General features: G+C 37.9%; 14 protein-coding genes. 6 read left to right on the top strand and 8 right to left on the bottom strand.

Translation table 11 applies throughout. The features are described 5' to 3' along the window. Position 1: 1 nt before the first annotated feature. Positions 2–421: a 6-pyruvoyl trahydropterin synthase family protein gene (locus tag AC3E9V_RS05095; RefSeq protein WP_488752112.1), complete on the bottom strand. Its 420-nt coding sequence runs from the start codon at positions 419–421 to the stop codon at positions 2–4. Positions 422–722: 301 nt separating this feature from the next. On the opposite strand from AC3E9V_RS05095, the gene rfaD reads away from it, so the two are divergent. Further along, complete coding sequence (gene rfaD, locus AC3E9V_RS05090; protein WP_488752111.1) at positions 723–1,628, top strand: ADP-glyceromanno-heptose 6-epimerase; 906 nt, start codon at positions 723–725, stop codon at positions 1,626–1,628. Positions 1,629–1,738: 110 nt separating this feature from the next. On the opposite strand, the gene AC3E9V_RS05085 is transcribed toward rfaD, so the two are convergent. From AC3E9V_RS05085 to AC3E9V_RS05075, 3 genes are all read right to left on the bottom strand, one after another. Further along, positions 1,739–3,214 (bottom strand): hypothetical protein, encoded by a 1,476-nt coding sequence (locus AC3E9V_RS05085; protein WP_488752110.1) that lies wholly within the window; start codon positions 3,212–3,214, stop codon positions 1,739–1,741. Positions 3,215–3,228: 14 nt separating this feature from the next. After that, a complete protein-coding gene (locus tag AC3E9V_RS05080; RefSeq protein ID WP_488752109.1) occupies positions 3,229–6,060 on the bottom strand; it encodes a TonB-dependent receptor domain-containing protein in 2,832 nt (943 codons plus the stop codon). A gap of 277 nt (positions 6,061–6,337) precedes the next feature. Beyond that, positions 6,338–9,745 carry a PKD domain-containing protein gene (locus AC3E9V_RS05075; protein ID WP_488752108.1) on the bottom strand — a complete coding sequence of 1,136 codons (3,408 nt, stop codon included), beginning with the start codon at positions 9,743–9,745 and terminating at the stop codon, positions 6,338–6,340. 18 nt (positions 9,746–9,763) lie between these two features. Here AC3E9V_RS05075 and AC3E9V_RS05070 point away from each other — a divergent pair, with 18 nt between their 5' ends. The 5 genes from AC3E9V_RS05070 (at position 9,764) to AC3E9V_RS05050 (ending at position 16,690) form a co-directional block, all read left to right on the top strand. Continuing rightward, positions 9,764–10,219 carry a DUF6438 domain-containing protein gene (locus AC3E9V_RS05070; protein WP_488752107.1) on the top strand — a complete coding sequence of 152 codons (456 nt, stop codon included), beginning with the start codon at positions 9,764–9,766 and terminating at the stop codon, positions 10,217–10,219. A gap of 309 nt (positions 10,220–10,528) precedes the next feature. Continuing rightward, positions 10,529–11,200, top strand: coding sequence for a hypothetical protein (locus AC3E9V_RS05065; RefSeq protein WP_488752106.1), 672 nt, complete (start codon positions 10,529–10,531; stop codon positions 11,198–11,200). Next, complete coding sequence (locus tag AC3E9V_RS05060) at positions 11,197–13,899, top strand: TonB-dependent receptor (RefSeq protein ID WP_488752105.1); 2,703 nt, start codon at positions 11,197–11,199, stop codon at positions 13,897–13,899. The genes AC3E9V_RS05065 and AC3E9V_RS05060 overlap by 4 nt, the downstream gene beginning before the upstream one ends. After that, positions 13,899–15,086 carry a DUF4249 domain-containing protein gene (locus tag AC3E9V_RS05055; protein WP_488752104.1) on the top strand — a complete coding sequence of 396 codons (1,188 nt, stop codon included), beginning with the start codon at positions 13,899–13,901 and terminating at the stop codon, positions 15,084–15,086. The genes AC3E9V_RS05060 and AC3E9V_RS05055 overlap by 1 nt, the downstream gene beginning before the upstream one ends. Beyond that, positions 15,083–16,690 carry a hypothetical protein gene (locus AC3E9V_RS05050; protein WP_488752103.1) on the top strand — a complete coding sequence of 536 codons (1,608 nt, stop codon included), beginning with the start codon at positions 15,083–15,085 and terminating at the stop codon, positions 16,688–16,690. Before AC3E9V_RS05055 ends, AC3E9V_RS05050 begins: the two co-directional genes overlap by 4 nt. Before the next feature lie 72 nt (positions 16,691–16,762). Here the strand turns inward: AC3E9V_RS05050 and AC3E9V_RS05045 are convergent, their stop codons facing one another. The 4 genes from AC3E9V_RS05045 to AC3E9V_RS05030 all read right to left on the bottom strand — a co-directional run bounded on the left by AC3E9V_RS05045 (position 16,763) and on the right by AC3E9V_RS05030 (position 22,749). Then, complete coding sequence (locus AC3E9V_RS05045; RefSeq protein ID WP_488752102.1) at positions 16,763–17,257, bottom strand: hypothetical protein; 495 nt, start codon at positions 17,255–17,257, stop codon at positions 16,763–16,765. Positions 17,258–17,329: 72 nt separating this feature from the next. Further along, positions 17,330–18,130: a hypothetical protein gene (locus AC3E9V_RS05040; RefSeq protein ID WP_488752101.1), complete on the bottom strand. Its 801-nt coding sequence runs from the start codon at positions 18,128–18,130 to the stop codon at positions 17,330–17,332. An 11-nt stretch (positions 18,131–18,141) separates the two neighbouring features. Further along, positions 18,142–19,653, bottom strand: a complete 1,512-nt coding sequence (locus tag AC3E9V_RS05035) for a hypothetical protein (protein WP_488752100.1) — start codon at positions 19,651–19,653, stop codon at positions 18,142–18,144. Between the two features lie 6 nt (positions 19,654–19,659). After that, on the bottom strand, positions 19,660–22,749 hold the full coding sequence (locus AC3E9V_RS05030; protein WP_488752099.1) for a SusC/RagA family TonB-linked outer membrane protein: 3,090 nt from the start codon (positions 22,747–22,749) through the stop codon (positions 19,660–19,662). Positions 22,750–22,971: the final 222 nt, after the last annotated feature.

The raw sequence follows: 22,971 nt of genomic DNA, 5'->3' as shown, positions 1-22,971 counted from the left end.
CTTAATCGCCAAAATACTCTACGTAATTACGAGGGGTCTCGTAGAGTTTGATGGAGTGAAGCTGACAACTGGTTCCCAGCTCTTTGATTTGCGGAGCCAGAATTTTCCAGAATTCAATGGCGAGGTTCTCACAGCTGGCTAATTTACCTTGCATAAATGGCACGTCGAGGTTGAGGTTCTTATGGTCCACTTTATCTATTATCTCAGATTTAAGCAGGTTGCTCAACTTTTTAAGATCCACTACAAACCCGGTTTCAGGATCAGGTAATCCCTTTACGGTAACGATCATGTCAAAGTTGTGGCCGTGCCAGTTTTCATTGGCGCAGGGGCCAAACACCTCGATGTTTTTTTCTTTACTCCAGTTAGGATTGTAAAGCTTATGTGCTGCGTTGAAATGTTCTTTTCTACTTACGTAAATCATGCTCACCTGATCTGACCGCAAAGATAGGAAGGAATTAAAAGGTATTCCTAATTCATATTATTACGCAATTTGTCAAGTTGCGATTTCTCAGTAATGGAGTATGGGTTTGATAAACCTTTCTATAACCCCCATCAGCCCCCTTTGAAAGAAAAGGGGGAATATTTGTATCAAACCCCATACTCCACCATGATTATTCAACATAACTTAACATGAAATGAGCATGATGCTCAATCCAGATATTGAGAACACATGAAATAAGATTGTGGGGTGTTTGTTAATTTAGAGTCTGTAAAGAAAAAAAATGATTGTCGTAACAGGAGCTGCGGGATTTATAGGGAGCCATCTGATTGGAAAACTAAATCAGGAGGGTTTTCTAAATGTAGTGGCTATTGACAGGTTTGATAATCCGGTTAAAAACCGGAATTTGAATGATAAAAGTACTACCGCCAACATAGACAGGGAGGCATTTTTCAGCTGGTTGGATAAAAATTTCAGCTCGGTTAAGTTCATTTTCCATTTAGGTGCAAGAACGGATACCACCGAAACGGATAAAGAGCTACTATGGATGCTGAATACTAATTATTCTAAACGGGTATGGGAAAAGTGTTGCGAGTACCAAATTCCCCTGCTCTATGCCAGCTCAGCTGCAACCTACGGGGATGGAAGCAATGGTTATAGCGATGATGAATCCATGATCCATTTATTAAGACCGCTAAATGCTTATGGTGAATCAAAGCATGCTTTTGATCTATGGGCTCTGACTCAGGAGCGAAAACCTCCTTTCTGGGCAGGTCTCAAGTTTTTTAATGTATACGGCCCGGAAGGTGAAGACCATAAAGGGAGAATGGCTTCAGTAGTTTATCATGCTTATAAACAAATCAGGGAGACAGGTCAAATGAGGCTATTCCGATCTCACAAGGCTGACTATAAAGATGGGGAGCAGAAACGGGATTTTATCCAGGTAAGTGACGTGGTAAAGGTAATGTATTGGTTTATGCACCACCAGCAAGGTAGCGGTATTTACAATGTTGGGACGGGCAAGGCTCGAACTTTTTTAGAAATCGTTAGAGAAGTGTTTCGGTCGCTAAATGTCCCGGAGAACATTGAATTCATAGATATTCCGGAGGATATAAGGGACAGGTATCAGTATTTTACTGAGGCAGAGATGGGGAGGTTGAGAAGGTCTTTTTCAAATTCAAGAAACTAAACCAGTATAACATTTTATTCTCAATGATCCTCGAAATACAACACCTGATTTAAAAAGAAGTAGGGCTACCCAAATGGATAGCCCTCTTTCTTTAAAAAAATTATTCTCTATTAGTGAAAGGGCAAAACATAAGATGAAGATTTGTTTTCCACTATTACACTATTCATATTAAACTCAATAGTTACTTGATCATTTACTCTATCCCAAGTATAGGCATCCATCGCTCTATTTGATGGCAAGAAATCAGGTAAATCAGCTGTAACTGCAGGATCTCCTTCTGAAACATTTGGGTTTTGAAGTTCTTCATCCTGAGATACTGGTAACTTTATACCCAAATCAATAGCTCTTCTTCCTTCTGCTATGAAAATTTCCTGTCTCAGCAAATACAATAGTTCCAAAGCCTCATCTTCATTTGTCAAAGCTGCAATATCAGCAGCAGTAACTGAGGTTCCTGAAACAGTAGGTACACTAATATTTATAGGGTCAGGTGTCCCGCTGGCAATTGAATCAGGCCTTGTCAATACCAATCCGCTTTTATACGGGTCTGAAGCACTTGCTCTTACTTCAATTGCAGCGCCATTTGGCCTTTTTGAACCTGTACCACTATTATTCCTTCTTTGGTCTTGTTCAGGAACAGTAGCTACAGGTCGAGTACCAACCAATGCAACTATATCGTTCATAATACCCTGGGCTCCTGGTAGATCTCCGTCTGCAATTGCTGCCTCTGCCAAGATTAGGTGAGCCTCCTCAATTTTAATAAAAGGGATAGGTCTTTCTACAGTCCCAATTGTATGAAATTTTGGATCTAGAAAGTCCAGTCTTGGTAAAGGTTGCAGATCAAAGTTGGTTCGATCATATATAGCATTAGACACAGTGTTAGTAGGTCCATTTAAATTATCAAATTCAATGTTCCTTATAAGCGACGGAGACAATGAAATAGCCGCATTAGCCGCAGCCACAGCTTCAGCTTGATTACCAATATGATAATGAGCTCTGGCCAAACCTAATTGATAAGAAGCCCTTACATCTGCAGACGATGAAGCACCTAATGTTATTGCTCTATTAAAATTAGTTATAGCAGAATCTATACTGACAGTATAATCCACAGGAGTACCATTAGGTTCAATAACCGGAAAGGAAAAATATTCTCCCAAAATTAAGTATGATACTGCAAGAAAATATCGCATTTCAGCTAGGTCAGAATCTGTTGTGGACTCATCACTCGGAGCTATATCATTCAATCCTACTTTAGCCGATTCCCTTAAATCTGATACCGCAAACAAGAAATTATCAATATCTGCATCAGCATATTGAACAAATAAATCGTCAAAATTAGTATTATAAAAAGTGGAGGTATTTAAGTAATTATCACTGATAATCTCCATTTGAACAACATAATTTTGAGTTACAATTGCCAGTTGTCTTTCTAACCCATTAATCCATGGTTGGGTAGCAGAACCTGTTGCCCTTATAGCATCCTTAGTTAAATTTGGATTTGGATCTGCTTCTGTAGGGTCCAATAATTCACATGATTGGAACACCCCGATAAAGCAAAGGAATAAAAAAATATATCTATAATTTTTCATAATTATTAGCGAGTTTAAAATGTAACTTTCAATGTTCCCATAAATAACCTAGGAGCCGATTCTGTAGCATAGTTATAACCACCTAAATCAACCCCAGCAAATCCATTCAAATTTCCAGGTGTTGCACCGGATACTTCCGGATCAATTTTCACCCCATTTACATCAGGAACAAAATTAAGAGGGTTAGTAACATTAAAGCCAACCTTTACACCATCCACAAAATCAATACCTATGTCTGAAACGGGCAGATCATAAGATAAACTAATTGATCTGATTTTCACATAATCTCCACTTTGAGTGAAAAAATTAGGAATGTTGAAGAATGGTTGTCCTATTAATTCCTCCGGCACCAAGTCTGAACCTGCAGGTGTAAACCCGTAGGACAATACCTCATTGACATTAACTATAGTCCCGCCGTACTGATAATCACCAGAAACATACAAATTCAAATCCTTCAAGAAATTAAGATTTAAGCCAAAAGAACCAAAACCTTTAGGAGTAACCTGACCAAGTGCTTGATTGGCATTAATTGTAACACTTCCATCTGATTCAATCACAGCTTCATTTCCTCTTAAGTATCCAACTGGCTGACCCTCATCAACAAATACACCCAAAAATGTGAAACCATACAGGTTAAATGGAGCCACTCCTCCATTATCAGCTACTAAGTTTGTATTGGTATTCCAAGATGCATTTATGGTTAAGTTCAAATTTCTACTCCTCAATACATCAAAAACTCCAGCCAATTCAACGCCATTGTTTTCTATTCTCCCCAAATTCCTTTGTTGGTTAGATAAACCAAACGAAGTAGCAAAAGGAGCATTGAAAATAGCATCTTCTGTCACAGTATTATAGTAAGTAAAATCGAAATTTATTCTACCATCTATAATTGACAAGTCGGCACCAATTTCATAAGTCTTTGATCGTTCAGGCTTCAAATTTGGATCACCAGCCTCACCTTGTGTATATGCAACTGCCCCTAGATAAGGTTCAGAAACAAAAGTTGCGTTATTTGCAAAAGGTGTTGGGAAATTTCCTGCTTCTCCATAGTTAGCTCTTAACTTCAGAAGTGTAATTGCATCAATCCCTGACAAGAACGGTTCCTCAGATAATGAATAAGCTACCCCTACTTTTGGGAATAGTTGTGGGTCTACCAAATCTCCAAAAGCAGAGTTCTGATCTACTCGAACTCCCGCCTCAACGAAATACCTATCCCTGAAACCAAAGTTTCCATTGACATAATAGCCCCAGTTTGCTACTGAAAGTAATAGATCAGTTGCAGTCTGCTCACCTGCATTGTTCACAGATCTTGAACCCTCAACTACATCAGTTGCAGAGTAAGTTACACGCTCATCTTTATCATTAAAAAACTGAAACCCTACAAGTCCTACGACTGAGAACTCACCGAACTCCTCAGAATACTGTGCATTAATTGTTCCTGTTGAAGAAAAGAAGTTTCTTTCCCCTACTGTGATTGTTCCATCACCATTACCATCACCACCGTATGCAATATCTGCAGCATTTGTGTAAACTTCTTTTTCCCTGCTAAATCTTGAATCTAATCCAATAGTCCCAAAAACTGAGAGAAAATCAGTCGGTTGATAATTTAAACTATGTGATGTTTGGAATCTTCTTGAACCAATCTGTAGGTCATAAAGTTCTACTCTTTCGCGAGCTACTTCAGTTACAGCATCCAATTCCTCTTCGGTTAAGTCGGTAATTACACCAAATAAATTGGACTCTAGATCACCAAACGGACCTCCAAAATTTGCGTTAATATCCCTTGTATAGTTTTGTGCCACAAACCCACTTGAGCCAGTATATGTCAACTTATCAGTTAATTCTGATTTCATTGAAAGTCGCAAACTGAATTTTTCATTTTCGTTTCCAAGTCTGAAGCCGTCATCACTGTATGCACTTCCAGAGAAATTATAAGTGACTTTATCCGATCCACCGGACGTACTCAATCTATACTCTTGAACATGGCCTGGTTCGAAAAGAATATCAGCTGTTTCTTCATATTTGAGGTAATCTTCAGTCCCCACCATTACTCCTTGCTGGGTTTCAAATGTAAATCTGGCTTTACCAGCCTGTCCATTTTTAGTGAAAATCTGAATTACACCATTTGCGGCATCTGACCCATACAGTGTAGCCGCGGCACTCCCTTTGATTACTTCAATTCTCTCTATACTTTCAATCGGTAAATCAGACAATGCACTAGACGCTGCTCCGCCGGTTTCAACAGTTCCGACAGCACCGCGACCTCCCAAAGACCTATTATCGACCCTAACTCCGTCTATATAAATAACAGGCGTAGTGGCACCATTAGCAGAAACAACACCTCTAGTTCTAATTACAGAGCTAGTTCCAGGCTGCCCTGAACTTAATTTGATCTGCGAACTAGGAAGTTTACTCTGTAAAACCTGATCTATTCGCAAATTTGGAACAGATTCTATCTCCTCAGAACTAACAGTTTCAATCGTAGTAGAAAGCCTTTTTTTCTCAGTCCCAAGACCTTGACCTGTCACAACAATTTCCGTAAGTTGCTGAACATCTGACTGCATCTCCACATCAATAACGGACCTGCTACCGATTTCTACCTCTTTTGATGCTAATCCGATAAATGAAAAAACCAAAGTACCACCATCATCAGGAACAGATATCCGATAGTTACCATCGATATCTGTAGTGGTACCTGTTGTAGTGCCTTTTAACACCACATTAACTCCTGGAACAGTGCTGCCGTCTTCAGCAGAGGTGACTGTTCCAGACACCGTCCTTTGCGCCATGACGCTGGTCATACCCGCAAAAGAGAAAATCATTACTAATAGTAAATTTCTCTTCATTTTTTGGTCTGTTTAAATTAGAAAATATATGTTTTGACAGATAAATCTATATGATTTTATTTAGAAACAGGAAGAGTTTGGGGCATTTAAAAAACACCAAACAATCTCCCTTATCTATTAGATAAGAGGGTTTTTATAGCGAAATAGTTAAAAATTCCGCATCCTTCAGTGCGAGCAGAATATTCATCTGAAAAAGCAGAAAAGCACTAATTATTATTCTGCTTTTATTGTTAAAAAAAATTCAAAAAAACAGTTGTGAATAGGGAAAGAAACCGCTCTACCGGATGATGATTCTTTTGATCGTTTTTCTCCCCAGATCTGAATGGAGTTTTATCAAGTACAGTCCTGTGTTAAAGCGAAAAGGCATTAAGTCCAATTTCAAGTTGTCCGTAGAACTAAATTCATTTTGATAAATAATTTCACCAGTCAAAGAAAAGATTTCTATTTTACTAAAGAGGTAATCGGATTGAATATTTATCAATCCATCTGATGGATTGGGAAACATCCTAACCTTTAGCTCATCTACTATTGACGCTACCACAAAAAGCTCATTTGCCCGGTTTTTACAAAACCCCATGGTTACCTCTACAGAATAGGTTCCTGACTGAGTTGCGGTAAACTCTCTTTGCGTTTCACCTTCTATTGGAGAGGCTGCCAAAAACCACTGATAGGCATCTCCCTCTGAGGCTGATAAAACTGTACTGGGTCCTTCACTTACCACAGTAATTGTTGGATTGTGCTCGTCAGAAATTTGGAGGGTAGTATCTGTTGTAAAAGTGGAGCTATTATCATCAACTGCAGTCATTACTATCGTGTATGACCCTGCTTCCGGAAAGTTCACCAAATGAGGCCCTGAACCGCTGGCCACTGATGGTGTGGCATTCTCCCCGAAAAACCAATTCAGTTGAGTCACAGAACCCGTTGATTCATTTTTAAAGATAAAGGAACTATTGGCGCATCCGGTAATGCCAGATTCCAGTGATGCAGAAAACTGGGGGACCACTGCTCCAGGGACCGGACCAATTAATTCAAAATCATCCAAAGCCAGGCCTGCATCCACAACAGCAGGATCGGTCTGAAACTTAAACCTAAAGGATACATGCTCCTCGCCTCCCAAAAATGAAACATCAGCATTTTTCTTTATAAATTCATTATTTGTACTGCCTGTAAAAATAGGCACAGATGAGCCGAAAACAGCGTCCGGATCAGATATGGCATCATACCAACCTTCTTCGACCTGGTCATTTAGTTTCTCCCATGTCTTCCCCCTATCAACAGTGTACTCAACAATAAAACCGTCCCACAAATTTTCAAAACTATATTTGGCCATAAAGGATAACTCATATTGTCCAAGTATTGTAAAATCGAACTCGGGAGTATATAAGTAAGCTTCCGAATTGTTTTGATATTCCGGTTCCTCAATTCCGGTCACCCAGGCAAAGTCACCAGAGCTTGTCTCACTCTTCCCTTGGATTGACGATAGGCCACGCTGAAAGCCCGTTCCAGTTTGATTAACAGCTATGAAATCGTCAAAATTAGATTCAAAATTACCACCGTCTGTTTTTGAATATGAAGAGCCTTTATTAACAATAACGGTTATATAATTTTCTCTAACAAAGTTGTCTGATCCATTTGGATATGTTACAGTCAAGCTGACATCAAAGCTTCCTCCTGACGCATACTGGTGAACTGGATTTTCTTCGGCAGATGTAGAGCCATCCCCAAAGTCCCACTCAAATGTTGAAGCTCCTGAGGATGCATAAAAAAAACTCACCTGATCTTCTGGGAAATTAAAAGTAGTGTCAGAAGAATAGAACCGGGCCTTTGGATCAGTAGCATCCACTTCGAAATTATCAATCAGAAACCCATCATTCCCATAATCTATAGCAGATCCACCTGAAATCAGGTTATAAGAAATTTTAAACATGACAATATTGCCAACCAGGTTGAACAGGGGGTATGTGGCTTTTTTGAGCTGATAAATATTATTTTCATTTCGAGTATTTTCACCAAAAAAATCACCATAAATTAAACTCTGATACCAATTAGATCCCAGCCCATCATTTGCAAGCCCTAATTTTTCCCAATGCCTACCTGAATCTAGACTGTAGAACACACCACAATAGTCCAATTCAGAGAAATCGGCCAAGTAATCAAAACTAAGCACATAATCTTTCGAGTCATCTCTAAGATCAAAAAGAGGACTTATTAAAGAGTTCTCTAGAGGTTTCTTAGGAGGAGAAATTTTATTATTTAAAGAGGTGACCCATGCATTATTTTCATAATCGCCAAATTTAGTAGCATCAGGGGTTCCAAGTTCCCAGAGTCTAATATTTGCATCTGTGCTAGTACTAACAAAAGCTAATGGACCACTTTCAAAATCACCTCCCTCTGATGCTAAAAAAGGAGGGTCGATCAGTGAATAGGACTGGAGAATTATTTCATAACTACCAGTTTCCGGAGTACGGTAAGATTTATTCAATGCATCTGACAAACCATCAAAAAAATAGTACAAATTTGATTCCGTATCATCGGGTGAGATATAACCCACATAAACACCAGCTTCTACTTCATTCATTAATACTGTTGTGGTATCTCCATTTGTATAATAATAGTTAAGCTTGAAATTTTCATCCAGCAAACTTGTATCAGATTCAACATTCACCTCAAACTTTATATCTGTTGTATTATTAGCAGTAAGGATAGGTTCATGATCTACATCTGTCCTAAACCACCCCATCTCTGCGAAAAAAGATAATGTCAATGGCCCTGGGTCATGAACTACTTCTGAAGGAGCAAAAGAAGGTGTCATTAAAGCATCTTGGGTATTATTATAGGTTGCTTCATTCCAATGGGATATGCTTGAGCCAAAATCATATGGATTCGGAGCATAAACCCTGGCGGGCTCTCCATTTATAAAGTCTACCAATTCGCTGCTAACAAAAACATTACCACTTGTTAAAAAATTGGCTACTGATTCTGTACCATTATCAAGATCCAAAATGTTCTGCCCATTAATATCCTCCAAGTAAGTTGTGAAGATCATTGGCTTTCCACTTTCCTGAAGGTCCCATCTAGCTGTATTATCAGCATCGTTGTAATCTTCTCCCGAAATAAAACCAAGCCCATGTCCTAATTCATGTAAAACCACTGAAACTAAATCATATTTACCAGAACCTTCGCCATTTGTTCCAAGATACCAATTACTGAAATCACTATTAAAAGATGCCACTATATCAAAATCATCCGGGGCATTGAGATTTTCACCTGCAATTTTTTCAGCTAATGCTACGGGATACCAGGTATTGGGTGCAGGAGCATCTTTAAAATCTCTGTATAGACTTGATGAGGTTGCTGACCCCAAAACCCCGCTCCCTAACGGCTCCCAGGTGGCTTGTACTCTTATTTTGACTTCAGTCTTTAAGATTGATGACCAAATGTCAACAGCATATTGAAAAGCTTGTTTAGCTTCCTCAGAAAAACCAATGTATTCAACTTCGAAAATAGCATTTCCAGCTTTCCCAGTTCTGTAGTTCGAAGATTGGAAATAACCGGGTGCCTGTATATGAAAATCATTGGGGACATCATCCGCAGGACAAATGATCACGGGACCTTTCTTTGATTGCTGGGCTATGGTGAGGGCAGGGATTGTTATCAGAAAAACAATTAGTAGCTTTATCTTCATAATTGAACGAAACCTATTGTGAAGTATTTAATTCTATTTTTAATTCTATTGATTTTATCCTGTAAAACCAGCCATACCCCTACTGATTATAAAAGTGCTATAAATATAAATAAATCAGGTTGTATGGGACCATGTCCGGAATATAATCTATACCTAAGTGAAGATCTCTGGGAATTGAAAGCAATAAACAATTTAAATGTCAAAGGTGCTTTCTGCCTAAAACCAAACAAAAATCAAACAAAAATCTTCCAAGATATTATGAACTCAGAAGTCCTATTGGAAGCAGATAGTTCATATGAAGGCAAACTCAATAAAGATTTACCTACCATAATAATCCACATTACTAAAAATAAAATTGACAGGCGTACCACCATCAAAGGTAAAGTTCCCAAGAATATTCTGGAAGTTTTAAACAAATTTGATTCTTTGGTTAACAGTTCCGAATGGGCCGGAAATTGCAAAGATAAACCGTAAAAGCACTATTTAAAATACCTAAAAACTCTTATCAAACAACCATTCATAATGCTATCTATCCACTCAGCATCTTCAGAGCAAGGACTATAAACCTCTCTATGATAATTCTTGGTTCTTAGTTAATATTGCTAGAAGTGTCTTACCCTATTTCCCACGCAAGTTTACAATTAACAACCCTTCATTAATGGCACTAAACTGATATGCATATACTCCTATTTGAGGACCAACTTAATTGGATAATTGAAAATAACTCCTCTCTAATCAATGAAGCCAAATTTCCATTCAATGTTGACGTTCAAACCATCTAAAATGCTAAGAGTCTGGACATTATTTACCGGGTTGTATGTATTGTCTTTTACTGGCACTACCCAAAAATCCGAAACATACAGAAATGAATTAGACATCCTAAATGTGGGCAGAATTTACTCCTCTTACTTTCAAGCCGTGGGTCACCAATTCCTTGCAAAAAAACTCCCTTCAATTGGTAACATTACTTACGCGGGTGTTGTAATTGATTCTATTTCCATTAACTATGACATATATCAAGGGTATTTGGTTTATTATAAACTGAACCCAAACAAAACATACACTGCTTTACTTCCTAATCAATCTTTGATTACTCACTTTGAAATAGATAATAGAACATTCAAAAAATACAAAGATTATCCACACCTTGATGAAGAAAGCTTCTATGAAGAAATCTACTCTGAGCATGGGATTCTGCTAACTACTAAATATTCAGCTGATCTGATTTTAAATCGGGATCCTATCGCACCAAATAATTTTATTTTTAATAAAGAGATTGAAAGTGTCCTGTTTTTCGAAGATGATTTTATAGAGGTAAAAAGATCACGGCAGGTGCGAAGGTATTTGTTAAATAAAGCTTCGCAGTTTGAAGCAATTTTTGAAAAAATCAACATCTCCCAGGAGAATTTAATTGACGATCTCAGAACTGTTCTAGAGATATATTCACTTCAATGAGAAAAATCCAAATTCTTATCCCAGCAATTGCTACTTTATCTTTCTTTTCATTTAGTGCAAAGACACAGGCTCAAAGTAAAGTAGATTCTGTACTGTTAATTAGTCAGCTGAAAAGAATCGAAAGCGATTTTAATGTTAGTATTTATTATGATTCTACCTGGTTGGATGAGGTATACATAGACAGAAAGATCCTTAATTCTAATGAAATTGAATTACTGCTAGCTGATATTTTCTCAAAAACATCGTTAAGCTATTACCAAACAGGGAACGACGTTATCATCCTGAATGGTCAGACCTTAGTGGATAAATTCACTACTAACGGAAGCGAAGCACCAAATATGACCGGCATCTTTCTGGATCCAGATGATCAAAATTCGGACGATTCAACGACTAAGCCAACCATCTTTGGATCACTAAAGAATGTCAAAAATGACAAAGCTATTCTGTCAGGTTATGTTTACGATTTCTACGAAAAATATGGCCTGCCTGGTGTCAGTGTTACTGTAGATGGAAGTACTGTTGGATCAAGTTCAGATTTAAGTGGGTTTTATAGGTTAGAGCTAGAACCAGGTAGCTATTTAATCTCATTCAATTTCCTGGGAATGAATGAAGTCAAAAAACCCATTTCGCTTTATCAAGATGGCAGATTGGATGTGGATTTAAAGGAAAAAGTAACCGCACTCGAGGAAGTTGTTGTCCACGCGGAAAATAACCTTGTTGAAGACAATCAAACAGGTTTCAACTCTCTGAAAATTGAAACAATAAAGTCTCTACCAAGCCTCGGTGGAGAAGCAGATATTATGAAATCCAGTTTGAGCTTACCAGGTGTTCAAACTGTAGGTGAAGGTGCTCCCGGATTCAACGTAAGAGGGGGATCTAGCAGTCAGAATTTGATTCTGATGAACGATATCACTATTTACAACTCAAGCCATCTCTTTGGGTTCTTTTCCATTTTCAATCCTGATTTAATTAGAGGTGTAAAGCTCTATAAAAGTGGCCTTAAGCCTAGCTATGGTGGGAGGATTTCCTCAATATTTGAAGTATCATTAAAAGATGGGAATAGAAAGGAGTTTCATGTCACAGGAGGAATAAGTCCCTTGACCGCCAGAATTTCAGTAGAAGGTCCAATAAAAAAAGACACAACTTCCTTTATTGTTGGATATAGAACAACTTATTCGAATTGGATTTACTCCTTTATTGAAGACTCTAATTTCAGGAATAATAAGGCTTCGTTTCAGGACCTGACAACTAAAATAAGTCATAGGTTCAACTCAAATACTAGCTTGAATATTCAAAGCTACTACAGCACCGATAAATTCAATCTAGCGACAGACACCATCTATTCATATCAAAATAGTGGCTTAAGTGCCAAACTGGTTCGTGTTATTGACCAAACAAAATCGGTATCGCTCAGTGGAGCTTGGTCAGCGTTCAATTATAAAATCCAAAATAATGAGGTAGAGGAAAACGCTTTTCGCCTTGATAATAGAATAGATGAATTTAAACTGAAGTGGATGATAATAAAAACTCTAAGCAGTACCAAAACACTAGAATATGGAGTTGAAGGAATAATGTACCATCTTAATCCTGGTGAAATAATCCCTGGAAGTAACAATTCTATCGTTGCTGCCAAAACTTTGGAAGAAGAAAATGGTGTAGAATCCGCAATACATGCTAACCTTGATATGGTTGTAACACCTAAGCTAAGTGCTAGTTTTGGGGCCAGAATATCTTCATATACTTTTCTAAGCCCTAATACCATCTATAAATACTCTAGTCTCAAGCCAGAAGAAGGTTTTGAATCCGACTCCACAACATACAATTCTGAAATAATTGATAGCTATTGGGGCCCAGAGATTCGAGTTTCCTGGAGGTATTTGGTAAACAAAGATCTCTCAATAAAAGCTAGCTATGACCTAACCAGACAATCAATTCACATGCTTTCAACTACTTCTGCATTATCTCCTACAGATTCCTGGCGTTTATCAGATCCATACCTTAAACCTCAAGTTGGTAGTCAAGTGTCCCTTGGCACCTACAATAATCTATCAGAAAAAAAATACGCTTTATCAATTGAAGGATATTACAAATGGCTTCACTCAGCAATTGTGCCAAATGATTATGCAGAGATTATCCTTCACGATAACCTGGAGACTGAAGTTTCAATGGGAACTGGCAGGTCTTATGGAGTGGAACTCTTTTTGCGAAAACTGAAAGGTAAAAGCACAGGTTGGGTATCTTATACCTATAGTCGAACTTTCCTACAATCAGAAAACACTAATGAGGGAATGGAATTCCCAACGGCCTATGACATCCCTCATTCTGTGGATTTTGTGTACAATTATGCACTTAACCGCCGAATCTCGATTAGCACAAACATAACCTATAAAACAGGAAGACCATACACTACTCCATCAGCTAGATTTAATTTTGGAAAGGACAAATTCACCTACTTCTCAGAAAGAAATACAGCCAGAAACCCAGATTACTTCAGGGTGGACCTTTCAGTCAATATTGAGGGCAGTCACAAGTTAAAAAAATTAGCCCATGGGTCCTGGACCCTTTCTATCTATAATTTAACGGGCAGAAATAATGTTTATTCCACCTATTTCCAATCTGAAGGAAACGAAATTAATGGTTACGAGCTCTATATTTTCAACAGAGCCATTCCAACTATAACTTATAATTTTGAAATTTGATGAAGTTCTTCCCTATCCTATTACTTTTATTAGGACTTGTAGCATGTATAAGTCCTTTTGAACCAGATCTTGAGGATTATAATAATCTACTTGTCGTAGAGGGACTTCTAACCAACGATGATGGACCACACTACATAAAACTATCGAGAAGTAGTGGTTTAAACGATACTTCTAGTCTTGTCCCTGTTTCTAATGCCTCGGTAGTTATAGAAAATATGAACACCACCTTTTATGAAGAGCTAAGTGAGATGTCTCCAGGATATTATCAAATGAGTTCCGAGGTGAAAGGTAATCCAGGTGATGAGTATCGATGTGTCATTACTATCAACGATGAAATCTATATATCATCTTATCAAAGGCTTCCTACACCTTCTTCAATAGATTCCATCTATTACCACCTTACAGATGCTCCTGAAGGAGATGAACAGAATGTGACATTTTCGATTGACAGTCGCAACCTGGCTCAATCAACCACACCATACTTTAGGTGGAATTCACAAGATGATTGGATATACACCTCACCAAATGCTTCATATTTCGATCTGGACAAACAAACAGGAGAGTTTAGCAGGTTATATACGGAACATATCTGTTACTTGTCCGAAATCAATTCTGACATTATTCTCTTTAATTTAGAAACAAACTCAACCAAAGAAATACTCAACCTTAATGTATCTAACATCACCAACGAATCTCAAAAACTTAAATACCAATATTTACTATCTGTTAATCAGTATGGCTTAACTGAGGACGCATATGAATTTTACATTGCTTTGAGGCAGAGCAATAAAGATCTAGGTTCTCTATTTGGCCCACAACCAGGTAGTCTCCCTACTAATATTAAAAATATTAAAAATCTTCAGGAAAAAGTGATAGGCTTCTTTGAAGTTTCCTCAGTTTCGACGAAACGTCTACTGATTAACCCTGCTAAAATCACTGGCCTAACTCTAAAAATACCACCAACTGAGTACCCATGTGATATCGAGGAGTACCATATCGCTGACTATAAGAACTACGACTTGTTCTTTGATGATGTTTTAAATAATCTCAATGAAGACAAAGTCTTTTTTCAATTCATAGAAGAACGGGGTGGGTTAATTGGAATGAGACTAATTAAACCAATTTGTATAGACTGTGAAAAATTCGGTTCCGGAACCAAACAGAAACCTAACTACTGGCCATTATGAGATTTTGCCTGCAATCAGTAATAGTTACTATAGCCCTAATTCTTAGTACGACCAACTCAAATGCTCAAAGTCAAGAAACAACAACTCTGAAGACAAATAAGAAAATTTATGTGACAGGAGAGTGGGTCTGGTACACAGTGAGCCTTAATGCATCATCAGGACCTATTAGTCGATATGGCTTTGTTGAACTACTGGATAACGCAGGGAATATTCTGGAAAAACAAAAAATCCAGTTTACAAATAACATGTATTCTGGTAGATTTTATTTGAACCCTACCCTCCCCACTGGTGTTTCTGTTTTAAGGTCTTTCACAAGTGTTTCTGCTCATAATTGCGCAGAGGTCCCACATTTATCCATCTATCTAGCCAACCCTAAATTCCCATTAAAAATTGATACTACAACCCTGATTGATAAAACCAATCAGTTCTCAAAAGCTAATTCCAACTTAACTATGCAACTTGAAAAGAGAATAGACAGACGAGCGAATAGCTACATTAGTATTAATAACAACGATAACAAAGCCTATAAAGGAACGCTCTCCATATTCTATGATGTTGGGGTTAATGGTATTCCAAAACCTGAAATTTCCATTGCAAAAAATAGTGCCACAACGCTAAGTGCAGTACCCAAAAAAACATACTTCCCGATGGTCTCAGGATTTATTAATGATGATACCCTTGATCAAATTCATCTAATAACCAATGATGAATCCTCAATACAATTGTTTAGCACATCAGTCAATAATGGTCAATTTAATTTAAGCTATCTACCATCCGAAAAACCTGGAATGGGATATATCTGGAATGGGACATACGACACACCATTATACCTCACAATGATCAATCAATCTTGTGACTGCATGTATTCCAAACTAGAGTATTCTTTTCCAGAAGAGAATCTTCAGTTTCTCGAAGATCTGATTGTTAACTCCCAGATTGTCAATATTTATAGTGGCAATAAACAGGAGACATCTGAACAAACTGATTATAATGACTTTTTCATTTCACAAGATGCCTATACGTACCGTCTTGATGAATATAAAAGATTTCCAACAATAGGAGAAACAGTTACTGAATACATAAGCAAGGCTTTCCTCCGGTTTGACAACAATAAAAAACCAAAGTTTTATACTTTTAATGATCACCAAAATACATTGCATCCGCTACCAGCACTCATACTTCTGGACGGCATTCCTATTCCTTCCTCGCATCTCTATGAAATCAATGCACTTGATATAGAATCAATCATAGTTTCTCCAACCATCTACCAGTATGGAAATACTAAAGCGTATGGGATAATCTCTGTCAATTCAATATATGGGGACTTTATTGGGGCAGAAAAGCCTTCTTATATATATGAATGGCCCATCGATCCTATCCTAAAATCTCAACAATTAGATGAGTTTAAGAAACTTCCAGAAAAAAACAAACCCGATAGAAGGACTACTTTATTTTGGGATCATTACATCGAAATCAATCCGCAATCTGAATTAAAATTTCACTTCAATAGTTCAGATGTTCCAGGTAAGTATCGGGTTGAATTAAACATATTAACGGATACAGGAGAGAAAAAATCTATTGTGGAGTTCTTTGAAGTTATATAATAAAATAATATCTGTTCAGTTCAATAGCCACGATCCGATTAGGACACTGCATATCACTCACTCTACCTGCAGTCACCTAGTTTTCTCTTGCATTTTTAGATAATCAGTATTTGAAGACTCAATTTTTACGCTTCTTTCATCGAACCTTGAAATTATTATTTTTCCCGGTAGAATTGGTTCAGTACTGATTTTATAAATGTTTTTCCCTTTTGGAGTTTTGATTGACTGAAGGTGGGTTTTAATAGCATCAACTATTGGCATGCCTCCTATCCGGGTAGTCATTATATTTTCCCCATTTTTAGCTACCCACATTCTATGTCCCGGAATAAAAGTTGAATCACCATGATGAAGAAAAGATGATATCTTTGACTGATACTCAGTATGGACAAACAGTATTGTGTCAATTCTTATCCAGTCATTCTCTTTAATCTCATAGTCATAGCTACTGAAATTGAATACCACCTCTTCTACATCCGGAGTTGAATCGTTTGAATCAACTTCTGAACATGAGAAAAATAATGGGATTGAACCATAGAAGATTAATAAATATAGAATACCATTTTTCATGCTTTTAACCTTTAAGGTAAAAAAAAGGCTGTCGTTTCAAACAAACAGCCTTTTTCATATAAGTATTTCTAATTATGGTAGTGGTGTTACCAACTCGAATGGGTAACACGAACCAGTATTAACACATAACTCATAATTAATTGTCAATTCTCCAGTACATCCATTAATCACCCCACTACCAGAGATAGTATAGGAATAAGGATCACCATCATACAATGTTTCAAGGTATGGTTGCTCCGCAATTTCAGCATACAAACCAATGTCATCTACTGTCATAGTGACTGTATTCTGACTTGTTATAGTCTCAGCCCAGAAGCCTTCCATCCAATTCACACTTAAATCATCTATTTCAAAAGTAGTTTCATCTACAAGGGTGAAATCTGCGATACTCTCATAATCTCCACCATAATCTGTAGCACCTTTACTACCGTAGGTCAAATCGTATTCGATTCCACCTAAAACACCTTCTAAATTGGAGATGTCATATGCGCAATAAGCCCCTAAACTAACAGCTATTTCTCTGGTTGAAGTAATTCCATAAGCTGTTGTCTCAGTCACAGTGACAGTTGCCGATTGGTCTACTTCAGAGTTTGCCCATAGAATATCCACAACAGCATCAGTAGACGCTGTTGGATTGATTCCCGCTTCTGCTCCTGTTACTGTCCACTCATATGTAGAGCCATATCTGGGAGTTGACTCATATCTAGACGCTGTCTGTCCAGAGGCTACAGCTGAACTTGGACCACTCATTTCAAAGAATACGCTATCTATAGACTCCACATTTACAGATTCAAAATCAACTGCATCAGGATCACATGATGAAAGGAGGAAAATCACCCCTACCATCGTATTTAAATAAAGTAATTTTTTCATAATCTATATTTTTAGTTTCCGTTCCAAGAACCACTACCATCTGAAGTATTAACACCATCCGCTCTTGATGGACTTCCATAAGTATATAATGGTTCGGTTTGAATCTCTAGTTCTCTAGCCGGTACGGCCCAGTGTAGTGGGGTTCCTGTTTGAAGCAAATTATGTCTTCTCATAAAAGCCCAGTGAATTGCCTTACCATGATGCGCTGTTTCAATAGAGTTTTCGTAAAACAATAGATTCTTGATAGATTCATCGCTATTGTCTGTAGCTGCCGGAAGACCACCAACTGTAGACCTTGGACCATTATTAATAAGCTGAAGAGCAGCTGCATTGTTACCCATCTGCCATTCACATTCTGCTATAATATAGGTCATCTCAGATGTTAACATAAAAGGTACTGGTGTCCCAGCATAAGTTCCAATATCTACCAAATCCGGATATCTCTGGTAATTTAGATTAGAAAACATAGCTCTATTTCTCGAAGCATTCAAGAATCCAAAATCTTCGGTATAATAGTAATACATATCCAGCCTAGCATCACTAGTCGATGCTTTTGGCAAAATACCACTTGAAGGATAATCAGCAGGTTGATTTTCAGGATCGAATAACCAGGAAATCATCTGATCAACAGGGATGTACTCTGCAGGAGGGCTGCCTGAGCCTACCACAAAACCCATAAAAGCAATCCCTTCAGCAGCCAATGTCGAACCATCAGTTGTAACAATAAAATCTGAAGTGATGCCTTTTTCAGCGTAACTTTTGATCTTAGCATAATCTAGTTCAGCTGCATCTGCAGAATTTCTAGCGACACCTAAAGATAACCTAGCAGCATATGAGTTACACAATTTTCTAAACTCGTCTGGAGTAAAAACAACTCCAGCCTGTGGGTAAAACTCAACCTGAGACACATTACCTCCATCCAATAGCGCCAAAGCACTTTCAATGGATGCAATACCTTCAGCCATTACTGTTTTGTAATCAACCAGTTCCAACGTAGTTAACTCTGTATCTTCATTGATAGCGTAACCCCTGTCATAAACCATTGCAATGGCTCCATGAGCAACACCTCTAACAAGATAACCCAAAGCTAAAACTTCATCTGTCACATCCTCACCGTCATCATTTGTTAAAACAACTCCATTGTCTCTAACAGCTTTTACTACAGAGGTAACATTGGTTATAGCAGTAATGTTAAGATCCCAGCTAGGCTGTATATATGTTTCATATTCAGCATATCCGGTATTATTAACAATCTCCCGTCTTGGTTGATCACATACGTGCCAAAAACCATAAGCATTGTTTGTGGTCGTCAACAGATCACTTTGTAAATCATAATGATTATTTGATAATGCCATTTGATCATAAAAGACATCACCAGCGGCTCCTCCAATCAAGCTTATAAGATCGCTTGGATTTGCTAATGCACGTTCCGCATCAGGTGCTAATTCATTTTCAACTTCCAAATCAGCACAGCTACTCAGCCATAGTAGGGCTGGAATTAATATATAACTTAATCTTTTCATAGAATATTAAAATTTAAGTTGTAGGGAAGCAGTGTAGGTTCTGAAATTCGGATAAGAATATTCATCAACCCTAAAGTTTGTTGGGTTATCACCTAGCGCAACCTCCGGATCCCATCCAGAATAATTAGTGAATGTAAACATATTTCTACCAGAAAGCGCCAACCTTGCACTCTGGATAACATTGCCAATGGCGCCTAATTGGCTACCATCTATGCTGTAGGATAATGAGATTTCCCTCACCTTAAGGAAGGTTCCGTCTTCAACAAAGTGTGAAGTTGCTCCCTGTCCGTAGTAAATAAGACTACTTGGGCCGGAATAATTCTTATTCTTCCCAGCTTCACCATACTTCACTTGATCTTCATGTCTGTAATTAAAGTACAATAATTGCTTAGTATAGTTGTAGATGTCAGCTCCATATTGATAATCAAATAGAACATAAAGAGACAAACCTTTATAAGAAAAAGTATTACCAAAACCTACTACAAAATCCGGGTTGGTATCTCCAATTCTTTGATCAACCGGAGCACCAGTTGAATCCCCCACGAACATCACGTTCTCATTTGCTGTGTTGTAAAACTGTTTTCTAACCACATAACCATCCTCATTAAGAATGTAGTCGTCGATTGTAGCACCTTCACCACCAGATCTTGTCCATGGATCGTTTAGAACAATACCATTTTCATCTGTAACTAGTTGATCAAAGCTTGTTACAATCTTACGTCCATAAATGGTTCCATACGGCTCTCCTGGTTCAACTCTAAAAATAGGAATGGCTGTATCTGTTGATCTCGTAAATGGAGCAACATCCCCCATCCCTGTTACAATAGTTTCGTTGGTTGACCAGTTTGCATTAATATCCCAAGTAAAATCTCCCTGCTGCATAACAGTGGCAGAAATCATTGCCTCCCAAGCAGTAGACTCAAGGTCTGCCACATTATCATATCTAAATGAGTATCCAGTTGCTGGAGATAAAGGGATTCTAAGGACATCATCTGTAACATCAGATTTAGAGTAATTGAACTCAAAATTTACTCGCTGAAATAATGTAGAATTAACACCCAATTCTAACTCCTTCACAACCGATGGTTGTAAATCTTTGTTGCCAAGGTTCCGTCCTACAATACCAGACTGTGATACAGCAAATGTTTCGTACTGTGCTGCCCAAATTGATGGTCGCTGTCCTGATGTACCATAGGATGCTCGGACCTTCAATTCATCAACGTTCGGAATATCAAAATCCTCCGATATTCGGTATGCTAATGAACCTCGGTAATAGTATCTATATCTGTTATCTTCACCAAACAAAGAAGATCCATCACGACGAATCAAACCACTCACCATGATTTTGTCCTGGTAGTCAAGGTCAAGGTTCACAAAGAAGTTTTCTGCTTTTTCAGGCTGATTGAAACTAGAGATCGAGTAATTTGGCTGAGCTCCATTTTGCAAGTTTTTCACACCCAGGGCAGCGAAATCTTGTGAGCTAGCAGACTCCCCATTGTAACCTCTGTCCTCATACAAATACTTCAAAGTAAGAGCTGTTTGGAAATCTCCAAATTTCTTTTGGAAAATAGCTGATGCATTAGCTATTCTAGTATACTTTTTAAAAGACCCAATGCTTATAAAGCCATTATTTAGGCCGGGGTTAGGCTCTAAACTTTCAAAACCCTTAGGTCGATAAAATGTGCTTTTTTCATTTCTAGTATCTATCGAATAGCCTGCTTGAAGTGTTAGCCAGTCTGTAGCTTTGTAGTCCAAATTAACACCTCCAATTAACCTTTCTTTCTCCAAGCTAAAATCTACATTATGAGTAAAGTATAAAGGAGCATAATCGAAATTTCCATCAAAGTACCTTATTCGATCCGGCGCTGCCAAATAATCCCCATTCTCATCCTTCTGAGCTAAATTCACATACTGAGGAATCGTTAAGATAGAGAAGAACATGTTCGAAGACCCCTGACCTTGTTCTGTTACATTTGGTCCGGAAGATTGTATATAGTTAACAGTGGTAGAAATTTTCAGTTTATCAATAGGCAAAATATCCATGTTTGCCTTGAATGAATTCCTATCATACTTCGGAATTCCTTTTAATATACCTTCCTGCTTAAGTTTCTGATAAGATACATAGTAGTTAAAGGCCTCATCAGTACCTGATATAGAAGCTGATGTTGTACTCCATGGTTGTTCAGTAATTAATGCCTCTTGATTGTCAAAACTAATAGGATATGGATTATCCATTCTTCCATCCGGATCAGCAACATCTTCAGTAAGTTGCCCTCCAGGTGAGAGAATAAAGTCACCATTCGCATCTAACTGATAAAAATGCTTTGAAGCAACCGGATACTTGCGCGCTAAATCAGAATAACCAAATTCCTGCCTCAAAGTAATTAATGGTTTCTTATTGCCCTGACCCCTCTTAGTAATTATATGAACAACACCATTACCTGCCAAGGACCCGTAAAGAGATGATGCCGCTGCACCCTTAACCACTTCCAGTGAAGCCACATCCTCCATATTAATATCAGCAAGAGATCCATCCGTAATAACACCATCAACGATAATTAATGGACTTTGACTTCCTAACAGATTTGTTGAGCCTCTCAACCTGATTGAAGGAGCAGTTGTAGGATTACCGGATGGCTGAACAATAGTAACTCCAGCCGTCTTACCTCTTAAGGCATTTCCCGGATCAACAGCCGGAACCTTCTGAAGTTGTTCTTCATTCACTTTCCCTACTGAAAAACCTAGCTTCTTGGTTGAAGTTCCAACAGCAACTCCAGTAACAACTACTTCGGTAAGTTCCTGAACACCGGATTGCATTTCTACATCAATTACTGACCTAGCTCCAATCTCAATCTCCTGTGTTGCTAGTCCAATAAATGAAATAACCAACGTACCGCCCTCTTCAGGAACTTCTAAACGATAATTACCATCTAGATCTGAGGTGGTACCGGTAGTAGTCCCCTTGAGAACTACGTTAACTCCCGGGATTGATTCACCAGAATCATCGGTGATTGTCCCGGAAACGGTTCGCTGAGCCCATGCTCCATATGATAGAATACATATGAACATGAAGCTGAGTAGTAGAATCCTCTTCATATTATACTGTTTAAATTAAAAATTATGTTTCACATTAAATTTATAACAATTTCATCATATTAAACAACACCTTAATTCATTAAAAAAATGCAAAACAAAAAGTGAAAGAATTGCTAAAACAACATTTTACAGGAAAAAATTTTGAAAAAATGTACACCCGGCAAAATCACCAAATAAAAATTTATAGTTAATTCTTATTGACAATTAAAATTTTGGCGCCCG

The organism is Marinoscillum sp. HNIBRBA16962, assembly GCF_057801515.1.
Note: the sequence above shows the minus strand (reverse complement) of the source record. Positions and strands in the feature narration are given on the sequence as shown.